The organism is Cryobacterium sp. Hh7, from assembly GCF_004403155.1.
Lineage (GTDB): Bacteria > Actinomycetota > Actinomycetes > Actinomycetales > Microbacteriaceae > Cryobacterium > Cryobacterium levicorallinum.
Window position 1 is genome coordinate 35,608 of record NZ_SOHG01000033.1, and the last position, 14,502, is coordinate 50,109.

Consider the following 14,502-nt stretch of genomic DNA (forward strand, 5'->3'; position numbering starts at 1 on the left):
CGCGTCATGAGGAGTATTTTGCCCAATCAGCCCTTCGCCACGGATCCGTCACCGCGCCGGACGATGCGCCAGCGGATTGCGGGCCGCGAATTCTATTTCTACCTGTTAGTTGGTGCCGTCACCATATTTGTGACCTGGATGGCATACGACCTGTGGAAGATCAACTGGTATATCCCGATCAATTACGAGGGCGATGCCGTGCTTATCGCTTCGCATATCAAGACCGATATCGAGACGGGCTGGTATGAGAGCCAAAGTCTCCTCGGCGCACCGTTCGGGCAGGTGTACCACGACTGGAAATCAGCCGACAATCTCCACCACATTTTTGCATCGGTAATGGGCACATTCATTCACAGCTTTGGTGTTGTGATGAATCTGTACTTCTTGCTGGGATTTCCGCTTGCTGCACTCACCGCCGCGTGGTTCCTCCGCTTAATCGGCGTGTCTCGCGCGATCGCACTCGCCCTCGCGGTTCTGTACGCGATTGCTCCGTACCACTTCATTCGCGGTGAGAACCACATGTGGCTGTCCGCCTACTACCCGATCCCGCTGGCGTTGGGCGTTGTCTACTTGATCGCCCGGGGCCGTCCCATCTGGCGTGCGGACAACTCCCCGACGCGCCTTGTCTCTTGGTTCACTTGCCCAGCGGCATTCACCGTCTTTGCGCTTGCTCTTGTCGGCACGGCAAATTCCTACTACGCCTTCTGGATCGTCCTGTTCATCGGCGTCGCGGGCCTATTCCAGCTTATCAACGGACGACGGTGGCGATCATTCGTCGGCGCCGTGGCGGCCGGTGTGTTCACGGTTCTCGTCATGCTGGCCAATATGCTGCCCGACATAATCTACAGCTGGCAGAATGGCGCCAACGATGCTGCTGTCGTGCGTTATCCCGTTGAGGCCGAGCTGTACGCGCTCAAAATCGCGCAACTCATTCTTCCCCAGCCTGGGCATCGAATTCCCTGGCTGAACGAGCTCAGAACCTATTACGAAGGCACCTATCCATTTCCTGCCGAACAACCTGCGCTCGGGTTTGTTGCGACCTTCGGATTCCTCGTCGCCCTTGTCCTGACGCTCTATGCCGTGTTGACGTGGAATCGCGGTCGCACGGCGGGTCGCCACTCCGAACTCCTGGCGGCTCTCGGAGTGATCTCGGCCTTGACGATGTTCGGGTTGCTTTTGGCGACACTGGGTGGATTCTCGACCCTGGTCTCCTTCTTCACCAGTGACCTTCGTGGATGGAATCGAATGTCCATCGTCCTTGCGATGCTGTCCCTCGGCGTCACCGGTCTTGTGATCGATCTGGCACTTCGAAGCCTCGATCAACGAGTCTCCCTCCGAACGGGTCTGCTTCCGACTATCTCGGCGGCGACGGCTGTGCTGCTGCTCGGCGGTGGCTACCTCGACCAGGTCGCTCCCTCGCGCGTTCCCAACTACTCAGCAACCAAGGCCGCCTTCGATCAGGATGAGGCTATGGTGAAGGCCATCGAAACGATCGTGCCCGGCGAGGCTATGATCTTCCAGCTGCCATACCGAAAGTTTCCGGAGACGCCACCGCCGCGAAACAATGTGTGGGACACGGATCAGTTGAAGCCGTACCTGCACTCCGACACCCTCAGGTGGTCGGGTGGCGGGATCAAGGGACGACCGACCTCTGAGTGGAGCGGGATTGCTGCGGCAGAATTGACCGTTTCTCAGCTTGCGACGGTAGCGACCTTCGCCGGTTTCGCTGGAATCCTGGTCGACCAGAACTCGTACGAGCCTGACGATGCAGCCGCCACGGTCAACAGCCTGACCGAGACGCTCGGCTCACCCGTGTACCAGTCGCCCGAAGGTCGATATGTCTTCTTCACCACCGTATCAGTCACGGCCGGGCTCGCCGGGACGACGAGCGAGGAAAACGCCAAGCTGGGTGCTTGGATGGTCACGCCCGTGCTCGCAACGTTCCAACCGGACGCTTCCCAGGGATACAGCGCCCCACTCCTCGGTTCCACGTATGAACCCGGGTTTACTCTCGACAACCCCCGTGACAAGCCAGTGGACATCGCCCTGACATTTCATCTGTCCTATCGGCAAGGGGACGCGACGTTGCGCTTCACCTATCCCGACGGCAGTACAACGGAGCTGCAGACAGGTGTGGAATCGAAATCTGTGACCCTGAATGTGACAGTGCCACCGGGTCGCAGCAAAATTCCGCTGGCTGTGAGAGACGGTGCCGCACCGCTATCACCAGTCGGCGGAGACAGCGGTCCCATTCAGGTCGGCAATATCCGTGCCACTGACCTCGAACTGATGAAGGCTGTTGAGGTCGTTGTGCCGACTCTGACGACTGTGCAATAGGCGCTAGGAGCGCTACGAGCGCAGGGCTCGCCGGTAAGCATCTTGATGCTTACCGGCGGTTGACGCCCACGTGAATGAATGCGACCGCTGAATACCCGCTTCGCGCAGTTCCCGGCAGCGATTTGGGTCAGCGACCAGTGCGCGCAGGCTCTGGCTGATGGCTTCGACCGACACCTCGGTGTATTCCACGGCGTCGCCACCAATTTCTGGGATGGCCAGTCGGCGAGTGGTGAGGACGCACGCTCCCGTGGCCATCGCTTCGAGAACAGGGAGACCAAATCCCTCACCAAGGCTGGGATAAGCCACCACCGCAGCACCGCCAAGAAACGCCGAGAGTTCGGTCAGGGGCAGGTACCCCAGCTTGCGCACGTCAAACCCATCCAACACGGCTCGAGTGATGGCCGGCTCGATTTCGTGATCCCAGCCGTCACCACCTGCGAGAAGAAGTGCTGGTCTGGAAGCCTGCGTCCGGTCGCCCATCGCGTTGCGATACCCGGCGATGAGCGTTGGAATGTTCTTGCGTGGTTCTAGTGTGCCGAGAAAAGCGACCCATCCTGACGGAAGCTGGTGCGCGGTGCGAAAGGACTCAATCGACTGCTCGCTTGGTCGATGAAACTGCTCTGCGTCATAGCCCAGCAACGCCACCACGACGTCGGACGGGGTAGCTCCGGTCACCCGGACATATTCATCTGCGGTTGCCTGGCTCGGTGTGACGACGGTGAGACGGAGGATTCGACTCAGGTGTATCCACGCTTTGAAAAAGATCTTCTTCACCGGGGAGTGGAGGTCGGGCAGGCTGAAGAATGTCATATCGTGCAAGGTGACTACGCGAGGCAGCCTGGTCAGTACGGGGAACGTGTAGTGCGGTGAATGGATGACATCGATCTGGAGCCGACGTGCCAGGGCCGGCAGGAATGTCTGTTCCCAGATCAAGCGGTGCAGAACACGGTTCACTCGAGCTGGTGCTGCGACGACCGACGCGCCACTGGCTCGAAATAGATCGGTGTCGTGTTCCTGGCACACGACCGTGATTTGGGCGCCGAGGCCGACCAGAGCCGGAATGACGCTGTCGACGTACCGCCCTACCCCGCCGCGGGATCGTGGGACGCAGGTGGCATCGATTAAGACGGATGGCGCAGTCATCGGAATTGCAGTTTAAGCGTTGCGCGCGGTCAAGAGTGAGACATCGTTGTCGACCATGTCGGCCACGATCTCCGCGAATGGTTTGGTCGGCTTCCAGCCGAGCACCCGAAGAGCTTTTGAGGCGTCTCCGACCTGTGCGACAGGATCCACCGGTCGGGTGAACGCGTCGTTGAGGTCGACAAACCTCCGCCAGTCGGCAATGCCGACGCGAGCAAACGCCAAGCGGGCAAAGTCAGCTATGGAGTGTGAGATTCCCGTCGCAATGATGAAATCGTCGGGTTCATCCGCCTGCACGGTGAGTGCGAGTGCCCTGGCATAGTCAGGAGCCCAGCCCCAGTCGCGGCGAGCATCCAAGCCCCCCAACTCCAAACGATCCTGCAGACCCAGTGAGATCCGAGCGACCGAAGCCGTAATCTTTCGAGTGACAAAGGACTCGGGTCGGCGCGACGATTCGTGGTTATAGAGGATGCACGATGAGGCGAAGAGTCCGCGCCCGCGGTAAACGTTGATTAGGTGGTGGGAGTACGCCTTGGCTGCCCCATAGGGTGATGTGGGTCGCACAGGAGTCAGCTCGGTCTGCGGCGATTCCTGGGCATTTCCGAACAACTCGGCACTCGATGCTTGGACGACCCGAACCGGGCGGCCCCGCCGTTCCTGCAGTTGCCAGGCCGATTCCAAGATCTGGGCGACGGGGATGGCGTTCACTGCGGCGGTTTGAATGGGCTGCTGCCAGGACTGGAAAACACTGCTCATCGCCGCCAGGTTGTAAATGTGGTCTGGTCCCACATCCTCGATCAGCAGTTTCAACCGTTCGGGTTCGGACATATCGACCCGGTGATACGCGACGTCCGGGTGCGCAATGGCCGGGAGGTCAACCTCCGCCTCAGAACGTACGGCGCCGTGCACTGTGAAGCCCTGCGCGAGCAGGGCTTCGGCCAGATAGGAGCCGTCCTGACCGGAAATGCCGGTGATAAGTGCAACGGTCATCTGGTTTTACAGCCCGGCGAGGAGCTTCTGCTCAGCAACATCGCTGTCGACCATCATTCGAACGAGCTCGGCGAACCCAACCTTGGGGTCCCAGCCAAGGGTAGTACGTGCCTTGGTCGAGTCACCGATGAGAAGGTCGACTTCAGCCGGGCGCATGAAACGGGGATCCTGCTTGACGTACGGTGCCCAGTCTTCGATGCCGACCTGACGGAACGCCAGATCAAGGAACTCCCGAATTTCATGGGTCTCGTTCGTGGAGATGACGTAGTCATCCGGGGTGTCCTGCTGCAGCATCCGCCACATGGCCTCGACATAGTCACCGGCAAAGCCCCAGTCGCGGCGGGCGTCGATGTTGCCCAGGGTGATGTGCTCCTGCAGCCCCAGGGAGATGCGAGCCACCGCGATGCTGATCTTGCGCGTGACGAACTCCGGGCCGCGACGAGGCGACTCGTGATTGAAGAGGATGCCCGACGATGCGTGCATGCCGTACGACTCACGATAGTTGATGGTCATGTAGTGCCCATAGACCTTGGCGACTCCGTAAGGGGAGCGTGGCCAGAGAAGGGTATCTTCCTTCTGGGGAACCATCTGAACTTTACCGAACATTTCCGAGCTGGAAGCCTGGTAGAAACGCACCTTCTGCGGATCGTTGTGCGAGTACAGCCGCACAGCTTCGAGTGCATTCAGCACCCCCAATCCGGTGACCTCGCTGGTCATGTGCGCGTTCTCCCAGGAGTACGCCACGAATGAAATCGCACCGAGATTATAGAATTCGTCGGGCTTGGCAACTTCGAGTGCACGGAGAATGCTGGACAAATCAGTCAGGTCGCCAGTGAGAATTTTCACTCCGGGAACGGTGTTTTCAACCAGTTCACGTTTCGGGTTGTTCTGGCCGCGCATGAAGCCAAAGACTTCATAACCTTTAGAGAGCAGCAATTCTGCGAGGTACAGACCGTCCTGGCCAGTAATTCCGGTGATAAGTGCGCGGGGCATAGTCCTCTTCGTTTCCGTGTTTAGCGAGTCGATCCCAACCCTATCCGCAGATCGGTGGGGGTGCTGTCAGGGCGGCTGCCCTGACCCTAGTAGACCCGGGTGGCGTCGACCAAAAGGTTGCCGGCCGTGGTGCTTTGATAGGTTTCCAACCGAAGAGTCGTGTGGTTTTCTTCTCTGATCGGAAGTTCGATCATAACCCGAGTCCATTCGGCGCCTGCCGTGAACGGTAGGCTCGTGGCCTCGGTCGTCCCGCCCAAGGCCCACAGTGCTAAGACACCATTGAAGGGCTGACCGTCCTCGGATCTCACCCACACCTCCGCCGTGTACGTGTGGCCCGGCGTGGTTTGCCGCTGTACGTCTTGCCGAATGGACCCGCCGGCCGTCGACGTGTTTGTTGCCGCGAAGTAGCTGCCGTCCTTGGCAGCCAGCGCTGTTGACGATGAACGGACCTGAGTGTTCACTTCAGATCCACTGCGTTCCCAGGGGGCGAAAACGTTCCCTTCAAATGAGCTGGCCCGGAGAACGTTCTGCGCGAGAACCGCGTTGTCTAACCAGAGCGTGTCCGTCGTGTTGGCCATATAGACCTCTGCCTTGAGTGCACTGGACCCACTCGAGCCCAGGTCGACCTCAACGTCCACTTTGGTCCACGTGTTGCCGACTGCAAACCGGGTGAGGTTCATCGGTTTTGATTGTGCGCCAAGTCCCCAGAGCGCCACGGTGCCATTGAACGGCACGGTGTCGCTGGAGGAACGCAGCCAGACGGAAAAGACGAACTTGCCGGTCGACCCGGCCGGCACCGACACTGTCTGGGAGAAAGATCGTTCGGCCACAGGCGTATTGGACGCCGCGAACCACGAGCCGGATTGCGTTAAGGCCGGGTCGTTGTAGATCTGACGGTTCATGAACCCATTACCGGGGACCCAGTTTGCGAAGGATCCTTCGAACGATGGGTTGGCGGCGAGGTTCTGAACGGGTGGCGCCGCGCCGAATACCATCGATGCATTGTCGATCCACAGGGTGTCTGACGTGTTTTGCAGGTAAATGTCGAGACGAATCTTCGATCGATTTTCCTTGCGGATGGGAAGTTTTACAACAATCTCCTGCCACTGGTCGGTGGCGGTGAAACTCTTGTTGGCCTGTTCGTTTCCCGAGCCGCCGAGGCCCCAGACCGCCATCGTCCCTGCATACGGACGTCCTGAGGCGGACCGGACCCAGATCGTCGCGGCCACCTGTTCGCCGACGACGGTTGTTCGAGCGACGTCCTGTGTCATGGCGCGTCCCGCCACGCTTGTGTTCGTGGCAAGGAAGTAATTTCCGTGCTGAGCCTGCTGGGGACCGTATGCAACGAGCTGATTGATGGGGCCGTTGCTCCCTCCCCATCCGTCGCTTGAGCCGCCTTCAAAGGACGCTGATTTCAGCCGACCCTCGGTGGGGCTCCCGAACCAATCATTGAAGATCCGCGAGAAGTTTCGGTTGCCGTAAGACGAGCATCCGTCGCCCGAGCCGTAGTAGTTGGCCAGAGCGGCCGAATTCGGCTGGTACGGGGTGTAAATGTACAGATTCGCGGTGGCCTGGTTCTCGATGTATACCGAGCTGGAACCGCAGGCGGCGGTCGGGTGCCACTGAATGTTGTTGTAACGCCCGGGCTGATAACCGCGCGTGGAACTTGTTTGCGTATAGCGCTGGAACTGACTGGCCGCATTGTAGACCTGATTGAAAAACCCGTAGTAATTGGCGTCGCAATCAGCCGTGTCGGGGCAGCCGTATCCCGTCGCGGCCCGGTATTGCTGAGCGCTCGGTGCGATGCTGCTGACGAGGCCCTGTTCCTTTTCCAACAACACGAGCAGAACTTCCTGGCTGATTCCACACGCTGCCCCCACTCGCTGGATGATGTCGGATGCAGGTTCATTGGAACGCCCGTTATACGTTGCGCAGAACGACGTTGCCGCGATCGTGGGGGTCGATACTCGGTAGTCTTTGAGGCACGGCTGGCCCCTGGAGGCAGTGCAACTCGCTTCCTTGCTCGCGATGAAGGACTGAATCACATTGGCGGAGAGTGCATTCCCGTTATAGAACGTTTCGTCGCTAATGATGTTGCCAGCTTTGAACTGACTCGCATCGGCGGCGGAGGCCGAGTTCGCGGTGAGAGTCCCGGTCACAAGGGAGGATGCTGCCAGAGCCAACACGGCTACCGTTGCCCACTGGGCCCGGGTTTGACGGAATCGTGCAATCCCTCGCGGAGAAAGCCGACCTCGTTCAAGTCGTTGTGGTGCGTGGTGCATGGTGCTCTGTGCCTTCCCCAGGCCCCGAATTGATGCCCTACACGCCGAGTTTATGTTGTGGATGCACCAGGCGGAACCGTTTTCATTAAAAATGGAATCGGGGTGGAGGCTCTTCCTGCGGCTTCTGTCGTACACTGAGGCAATGCCTGAAAGCGAAGCGTTCGGTTCATCCACCGCGAACGAGCCCGAGCCATCGTCCCTCTCGGAGCGTCTGGCCGAGGTGGAACTTGAGCGGGACCAGCTGCGGAGCGAACTGGATGCGCGGGAGAATGACTCTGTCGCCTCCTGGCTCGAGGTCGTCGGCACTGAGTCACGCATTCTCGGCGATATCCACAACACCCTGTCCTGGCGCATCACGAAGCCATTGAGGTTTGTGCGAAAAGTGCAGATCAAAGCGGTCGAACTTGGCCCTGCACGATTTTCCCAATTGGCCGTCGCCGACCTCAAGCGACGGCACGTCGGGCGCCGGCGTTGAGCTCGACTCGTTTCCGCACGGAGCCAAACCTTAACACCGCTCTTCTCGGTCGTTTGAAGGCAATTGCCCCGCATTTCGTTTCCGATCAGGTCACGATCGTAAAGCTTGCGTTGCGTGGAACCGGACCGTTGTTGGCGCACCTGGTAAACATCGCCCGCGCTCGGCGCGGCAATGATCTGGTTTGGCTCCTTATCGCTGGAGTCACGGCTGCGTTCCCCAGCCCTGAAGTTCTGCAAATGACGCGCCGAGCTCTTACCCTGGCCGACGAACGCACGGCCTCCAGTGTGTTCCTCGAAACCTGTTTTGACGCTGCGGTGAGATTCGCCGATCTTGACAAGGGCATCGAGGTCATTTCAGCGGGAACCGTCATCGACGTTGATTTCTGCGCCAACCATGTTCACAACACCGGGATTCAACGTGTCGTTCGCCAGACCATGTCACGATGGACGACTAATCGAGACATGACCCTGGTGGCCTGGACGGCGAACGGCAGCGCCATGCGGTCGATGACGGATCTGGAACGCAGCCGGGTCGTCGAGTGGAATACTTACACCGAGCCGCAGGTTGATAGGGCACCAGTCGACCCGCCGACATACCGGATTGTGATCCCTTTTAACAGTGAAGTCATCCTCCCGGAGGTTCCGCAGGCGGTGCTGTGCAACCCACTGGCGGCCCTCGCCCAGTATTCCGGCAACCGGGTCGGCCTGATCGGCTATGACACGATCCCGGTCGTGAGTGCTGACACGTTGGATTCCAACGAGACCGAGCGCTTTGTGCGCTATCTGACCATCCTCAAGCACTCGCAGCGGGTGGTCGGCATCAGCGCGGCGGCCACGGAAGAGTTCGCGGGTTTCGTGTCCGCACTGCCCGCCCAGGGTCTGGTCGGCCCCGTCGCAGTCGAGGTCAGCCTGCCCGTGGACTCCCCGGATGGCGCCGCCTACGCTCAGGCGGATATCGCTGATTCGCCGCTGGTGGTCTGCATCGGGAGTCAGGAGCCTCGCAAGAATCACCTCGCGGTGCTTTTTGCCGCCGAGGTTCTGTGGCGCGAGGGGCTCGATTTCCGCCTCCGTTTCATTGGCGGGGGAAGCATCCTCTATACCCGGGACTTCGACAAGCGCGTGCGCCAGCTCAAACGACTGAACCGCAAGGTGGAAGTGCTTCGGGGCGTCAACGACGCCGTACTCATAGCCTCCTACCGGGAAGCGCGATTCTCACTCTTCCCCTCCTTGCACGAGGGCTATGGACTGCCGGTGGCAGAATCCATCGCCTTGGCGACGCCGGTATTGACCAGTAATTACGGTAGTACCGCAGAAATCGCTGTTGACGGTGGGTGCCTCGCGGTGGACCCCCGCGACGACGATGCGATCACGGATGCCATGCGCATCATGCTCACCGATGATGCTGTGCTCGCACGGTTGCGTGCGGAAATCGTCGAGCGATCAACAAGGAATTGGGACGACTATGCCGATGAGCTATGGGATCAACTGGTTGAGCCTTTGAGAGTTGCGCGCAATGTCTGACGCCAAGCAGCCCCGCCAGTCGAGGGATGATCGCCTGCGCGTGCTGCTGAATGCGCTGGCACCGGAGACCTCTTCGTCGATCGCGAATTCCGAGCTGTTCGCCGCCGTGTGTCGGCAATACGCCGAACCGGCGACGGACCGGGTGTGGCTTGCCCTGGCAGTGCTGCGCGCAGATTTTCCGACCCGCGATCAGGTCATCGACATGGTGCGACGGATCCGGCTCGATGGTGCGGAGGTTGCCCTCCGCGCAGCGCTGCGATCCCCGGTTCGTCGCGGATTGCTGTCGTCGGGTTCGGTTCGACCGGTGCGTGTCGTCACCGATGTCACCGTCGTCGATGTGCACCACACTGCTCGAACCGGCCTGGCCACGGGCATTCAGCGGGTCGTGCGCAAGACCGTCGACGAGTGGGTGAAGACCAAGGACCTAGTGCTCGTCGGCTGGGGCTCCACCTTTGGCGGCCTTCGCGAGCTGTCGGCGGCAGAACGTACTAACGCGCTGTATGGGACCGATCCGCACGCGGGGCACGCAGGGATCGGCGAGGTCACTGTCCCGTGGAAATCAACGTACATTCTGCCGGAGCTTGCCATCGAGCCCGAACGCACACTGCGCATTTCTGCGCTGGCAGAGTTCTCCGGCAACACGACCTTCGCCATCGGGTTTGATTGCGTTCCGCTGACCTCGGCCGAGACGACCGGTCTCGGGATGGGCGGGGCGTTTGCAAAGAATTTGGCCGCCATTGCTCGGTTCGATCGAGTAGCGACGATTTCCGTTGCCGCTGCGGTCGAATATCGCGGGTGGCGCAGGATGCTGAGCGGAGCGGGCCTGAGCGGGCCTGTGATCGAACCCGTGTTCCTGGCCTCCGATGCCGGGACGGTCACAGATACCGAGCTTGCGTTCGCCCGAAGCCAGCTCGTGATCGACGACCTTCCGCTTCTGATGTGCGTGGGCAGCCACGAACCGCGCAAGAACCACCTAGCGGTTCTCACTGCCGCGGAGCTGCTTTGGCGCCAGGGACACAAATTCTGTCTCTCCTTCGTCGGTGGCAACTCGTGGGGCGGACTGCAATTCACGACCCAGCTCGCCCAGATGAAGGCACTCGGTCGACCGGTGCAGAGTATTTCGGCCATTTCCGATGAAATCCTTTGGGGCGGTTACCGGTTGGCTCGTGCCACCGTATTTCCCTCCCTGAACGAAGGGTTCGGCCTTCCCGTGGCGGAGTCGCTCGCGGTAGGCACGCCGGTCGTAACCTCGAATTTCGGCAGTATGCAGGAAATTTGTGAACAGGGGGGCGCAATATTGGTTGATCCACGAGACGACCACGCCCTCGCTGAAGCGGTGGGAAGCGCAATGTTTGACGACACGGTGAATGCCGACCTGCGCCTCGAAGCGGCCAAACGGCAGAACAAAGGGTGGGACGACTACGCCACCGAGCTGTGGAACTACTTCCACAAAATCTCATAGACTCGACCACTGGACAGGCGTCCATGAATCACTCGGAGCCACATGACTAGCAAAGCCCAAGAGCGCGCCGATCGATTGGCGACCCTTCCCTTCCAGACGTCAACCTCCTCCAGCGCCGGCGCAATCGGCGGATTCTGGGGTTCGATCAAGGAGGTTTTGGCTCACAGAGAACTCCTTGACCTTCTGATTCGACGCGAACTCAAAGCACGGTACAAAGATAGCAGCCTCGGGTTTCTATGGAGCCTGATCAAACCGCTCACCATGCTTCTCATCTACTACGTAGCGATCGGGCAATTTCTCGGCGCGGCACGTGGCATCCCCGACTTCGCTATCTTCGTGTTCGCCGGGCTAACCATCTGGGGACTTTATAGCGAGATCGTATTGTCGGGCACCATGTCGATCATCGGCAACGCTGGACTGATCAAGAAGGTCTACTTGCCGCGAGAGATCTTCCCATTGGCGGCGGCCGGTTCGGCCATTTTCAACTTTGCCATTCAAATGATCGTGCTCGTGGCTGCCACCGTGGTGTTGGGGCAGTTTCCACTGTCGTGGAATCTGCTCTACGTCCCCGTCGCCATTCTCATCGTGCTGGTGTACGGAGTCGCCTTCGCCATTCTGCTGTCGGCGCTCAACGTCTACCTGCGCGACATCCAATACCTGGTCGAAGTAGCCATGCTGTTGTTGTTCTGGGCTTCGCCCATTGTTTACGCCTGGTCGTATGTCGTGAACTCGGCGGTCGTGGTGAGCCATTCCTGGATAGCGTCCCTGTACCTTCTGAATCCTGTCTCGAACGCAGTCCTCGCATTTCAGAAAGGAATGTGGCAGGCCGGTTCCCAAACGCGCACCATCGGCGAAACCGTCGTGAGCCCCCAGCCCTGGCCCGTCGACCTCGACCTTCGTCTGCTCGTCGTGACGATCATCGGTTTCATCCTGCTGATTGTGTGCCAGCGTGTTTTTCAGAAGCTTCAAGGTAACTTTGCGCAGGAGATCTAATGCCGCACGTCTCGAATCGACCATCAATCGCCAACGCGCCGGTCGTTATCCGTACCAAGGACGTATCCAAGCGATTCATCATTCGCAAGGACAAGTCGCTCAAGGAACGAATCGTCAACTTCGGCCGCTCCAAGCGCCATAAAGAAGACTTTTGGGCGCTACGTGATGTCGGATTTGAAATCACTGCAGGGTCGAGCGTGGGGTTGGTCGGGGCCAACGGCTCCGGAAAGAGCACCCTGCTCAAGGTGATCGGCGGCATCATCCAGCCCAATGATGGCAGCGTCGAGCGCCGAGGACGTCTCGCGGCTCTGCTCGAGCTGGGCGCCGGTTTTCACCCGGACCTGACCGGCCGCGAAAACGTTTTCCTCAACGGTTCCATTCTTGGCTTGAGCCAGAAGCAAACCGCCGACTACTTCGATTCCATCGTCGACTTCTCCGAAATCGGAGATTTCATCGACACTCAGGTCAAGTTCTACTCCTCCGGAATGTACGTGCGGCTCGCGTTTGCGATCGCCGTGCATGTGGACCCGGATATTCTCCTCGTCGACGAAGTGCTCTCCGTTGGCGATGAGCCCTTCCAGGAAAAATGCATGGCCAAGATTCGCGAATTTCAGGCCGAAGGCCGCACCATCGTCTTCGTGTCACATTCCGCTGCCCAGGTCGCGGACCTCTGTGACCGAGTCGTCGTACTGTCGCACGGGAAAATAGTTTTCGATGGGGCCACGGACGAGGGAATCGTGGCTCTGCGGGAGTCCTTCGGTCAGTAGGGCTTACCGGCTGCGTCGCTGCAAAACCAGTGCACCGATTTTCCATTTAATGAGACCGATCGGACCTCGGTGCTCCAGGTCCTGGAGCCTGTGCGCCAGAATCTCCGCCTGCTCGGCCCGCGGGCGCAAGTCGTTTTCCATGCCACTGGCAGTCTCGCGAACGCGCGTGAGCTCATCCCGCAGCGATGCGACTTCTGCTAGGGAAGCGTCCAGTTCGGTATTCAGCCACCGCGCATAGTCCTCAGCGATGCTGAGCGCGATTGCCATGGGTTGATCGGTGCTCAACAGATCATCGTCGCGAACGGACTCAAACTCCGCTTCGGGAACCACGCAGAGCTGGTCGAGTGGAGCGTCGGCGAGTGGTGCCGTGGCGAGTACATCCTTCCATGTTCAATGAACGCCAGGCCGGCCCGGTGCGACGCGAACTGGCGAAAACGCAGATCGCGTTCAGTGGATGCGCCGGAGAGATGCGGTGCTCGCGCCACGGGTTCCAGAATCACCGAGAGGCCGAGTGCTTTTAGGCGAAAAGCGAGGTCGGCGTCTTCGAAGTAGGCGGGGCGGTACCTGGTGTCATAGCCGCCAATTGTCGTGAATACGTCCCGTTGTACTAGCAGGGCAGCGCCCGATCCATAATCGATGGGACGTCGAAGAAGATACGGTGCGGCATCCGGCGATTCCGGACGGATTCCAGCTCCCAGCTGGACCGTACCCGCCGTGCTGACCATGCGGGATCCGGCCTCCTGAATTGTTCCGTCACCGTTGAGCAGAACTGCAGCCACCGCTCCGATGGATTGCCCTGTCGCCGAGGAGTCAGCCGACGTTACCAGCGCGGTGATCATCGAGGGGGCGACGACTGCATCATCGTTGAGAAAGAGCAGGAAGCGCCCACGGGCGAGAGCAGCGCCACGATTGCAGCCATCCCCGAATCCGGTATTCGCTTCGACGTCCACCACGCGCACCCCCGCGACCTGAGCGCGGACTGCCTGGCGCACATTCGGGAGAGCACCATTCAATACGACAATCACTTCATACGGGGGAGCGTCGACGGAGCGGGACACTGATTCCAGTGCTTCGAGAAGCGGATCGACCAGCCGCCACGCGAGAACGATCACGCTCACCACCGGCTGCGATTCCGGTGCAAACGACACTGTCGGTATTAGGCCTTTCCCCGTGCACGGTGGCGGAGCGAGTCTGGTCTGATTGGAGATTTGGGACAATGTCACCGCAGAAGGGTACCACGGGCGACTCTTGGCGCGGCATTCGATACGTCAGTGGGTAGGTAACTAGTCAGGTTCTTTGGGGTGACTGTGCGTTTCTCCGACAGGTCGTGTTTTGACGGGTGGTTTGGCGGGTCGTGGTCAGGACCGTGAGGGGATCCAGCTGTTGCTGGTGAATGCGTCGAGTAGAACTTCAGACTCGTTCACTGCTTGTTTCCTGGCCGTGGACTCACGGAACGGATGGCCACGAAGTATTCTGCGCTTGCGCTTGCGCTTGCGCTTGCGCTTGCGCTTGCGGTGGGGCGTAGGCATCCCGAAATTTTTTG

12 protein-coding genes and 1 pseudogene are annotated in these 14,502 nt (G+C 59.8%); 6 read left to right on the forward strand and 7 right to left on the reverse strand.

Annotation, left to right across the window (positions count from 1 at the left end):
* Window positions 1-18: 18 nt before the first annotated feature.
* Window positions 19-2,337 (forward strand): hypothetical protein, encoded by a 2,319-nt coding sequence (locus tag E3T43_RS11130; protein WP_134472503.1) that lies wholly within the window; start codon window positions 19-21, stop codon window positions 2,335-2,337.
* Between the two features lie 12 nt (window positions 2,338-2,349).
* Here E3T43_RS11130 and E3T43_RS11135 read toward each other — a convergent pair whose 3' ends face one another.
* The 4 genes from E3T43_RS11135 to E3T43_RS11150 all read right to left on the reverse strand — a co-directional run bounded on the left by E3T43_RS11135 (window position 2,350) and on the right by E3T43_RS11150 (window position 7,619).
* Window positions 2,350-3,480 (reverse strand): glycosyltransferase family 1 protein, encoded by a 1,131-nt coding sequence (locus tag E3T43_RS11135; protein ID WP_134443726.1) that lies wholly within the window; start codon window positions 3,478-3,480, stop codon window positions 2,350-2,352.
* A gap of 12 nt (window positions 3,481-3,492) precedes the next feature.
* On the reverse strand, window positions 3,493-4,467 hold the full coding sequence (locus E3T43_RS11140; protein WP_134443725.1) for a GDP-mannose 4,6-dehydratase: 975 nt from the start codon (window positions 4,465-4,467) through the stop codon (window positions 3,493-3,495).
* Between the two features lie 6 nt (window positions 4,468-4,473).
* Window positions 4,474-5,460 carry a GDP-mannose 4,6-dehydratase gene (locus E3T43_RS11145; protein WP_134443724.1) on the reverse strand — a complete coding sequence of 329 codons (987 nt, stop codon included), beginning with the start codon at window positions 5,458-5,460 and terminating at the stop codon, window positions 4,474-4,476.
* An 86-nt stretch (window positions 5,461-5,546) separates the two neighbouring features.
* Window positions 5,547-7,619, reverse strand: a complete 2,073-nt coding sequence (locus E3T43_RS11150) for a carbohydrate binding domain-containing protein (protein WP_134472504.1) — start codon at window positions 7,617-7,619, stop codon at window positions 5,547-5,549.
* Between the two features lie 265 nt (window positions 7,620-7,884).
* Between E3T43_RS11150 and E3T43_RS11155 the strand changes: the two genes are divergently transcribed.
* The 5 genes and pseudogenes from E3T43_RS11155 to E3T43_RS11175 form a co-directional block, all read left to right on the forward strand.
* Window positions 7,885-8,217 carry a hypothetical protein gene (locus tag E3T43_RS11155; RefSeq protein WP_134443722.1) on the forward strand — a complete coding sequence of 111 codons (333 nt, stop codon included), beginning with the start codon at window positions 7,885-7,887 and terminating at the stop codon, window positions 8,215-8,217.
* Between the two features lie 53 nt (window positions 8,218-8,270).
* On the forward strand, window positions 8,271-9,737 hold the full coding sequence (locus tag E3T43_RS11160) for a glycosyltransferase (protein ID WP_134472505.1): 1,467 nt from the start codon (window positions 8,271-8,273) through the stop codon (window positions 9,735-9,737).
* On the forward strand, window positions 9,730-11,199 hold the full coding sequence (locus E3T43_RS19260; RefSeq protein ID WP_134472506.1) for a glycosyltransferase: 1,470 nt from the start codon (window positions 9,730-9,732) through the stop codon (window positions 11,197-11,199). The genes E3T43_RS11160 and E3T43_RS19260 overlap by 8 nt, the downstream gene beginning before the upstream one ends.
* 42 nt (window positions 11,200-11,241) lie before the next feature.
* The gene (locus E3T43_RS11170) at window positions 11,242-12,192 is read left to right on the forward strand and encodes an ABC transporter permease (protein WP_134443719.1); all 951 of its coding nucleotides are present in this window, start codon (window positions 11,242-11,244) and stop codon (window positions 12,190-12,192) included.
* A pseudogene (locus tag E3T43_RS11175) lies at window positions 12,192-12,950 on the forward strand (ABC transporter ATP-binding protein); the annotation flags it as partial. The gene E3T43_RS11170 and the pseudogene E3T43_RS11175, both read left to right, overlap by 1 nt.
* 12 nt (window positions 12,951-12,962) lie before the next feature.
* Here the strand turns inward: E3T43_RS11175 and E3T43_RS11180 are convergent.
* From E3T43_RS11180 to E3T43_RS18770, 3 genes are all read right to left on the reverse strand, one after another.
* The gene (locus tag E3T43_RS11180; protein ID WP_166791311.1) at window positions 12,963-13,226 is read right to left on the reverse strand and encodes a hypothetical protein; all 264 of its coding nucleotides are present in this window, start codon (window positions 13,224-13,226) and stop codon (window positions 12,963-12,965) included.
* A 14-nt stretch (window positions 13,227-13,240) separates the two neighbouring features.
* On the reverse strand, window positions 13,241-14,107 hold the full coding sequence (locus E3T43_RS11185) for a glycosyltransferase family 2 protein (protein ID WP_166791312.1): 867 nt from the start codon (window positions 14,105-14,107) through the stop codon (window positions 13,241-13,243).
* Window positions 14,108-14,317: 210 nt separating this feature from the next.
* Window positions 14,318-14,502, reverse strand: a 185-nt coding sequence (locus E3T43_RS18770) for a hypothetical protein (RefSeq protein WP_206751401.1), incomplete at its 5' end; no start/stop codon positions are given.

Coding starts and splice junctions, on each gene's coding strand:
- E3T43_RS11140 (WP_134443725.1), bottom strand. CDS start 4,467: ATGACCGTTGCACTTATCACCGGCATTTCCGGTCAGGACGGCTCCTAT.
- E3T43_RS19260 (WP_134472506.1), top strand. CDS start 9,730: ATGTCTGACGCCAAGCAGCCCCGCCAGTCGAGGGATGATCGCCTGCGC.
- E3T43_RS11155 (WP_134443722.1), top strand. CDS start 7,885: ATGCCTGAAAGCGAAGCGTTCGGTTCATCCACCGCGAACGAGCCCGAG.
- E3T43_RS11170 (WP_134443719.1), top strand. CDS start 11,242: ATGACTAGCAAAGCCCAAGAGCGCGCCGATCGATTGGCGACCCTTCCC.
- E3T43_RS11145 (WP_134443724.1), bottom strand. CDS start 5,460: ATGCCCCGCGCACTTATCACCGGAATTACTGGCCAGGACGGTCTGTAC.
- E3T43_RS11135 (WP_134443726.1), bottom strand. CDS start 3,480: ATGACTGCGCCATCCGTCTTAATCGATGCCACCTGCGTCCCACGATCC.
- E3T43_RS11180 (WP_166791311.1), bottom strand. CDS start 13,226: ATGGCAATCGCGCTCAGCATCGCTGAGGACTATGCGCGGTGGCTGAAT.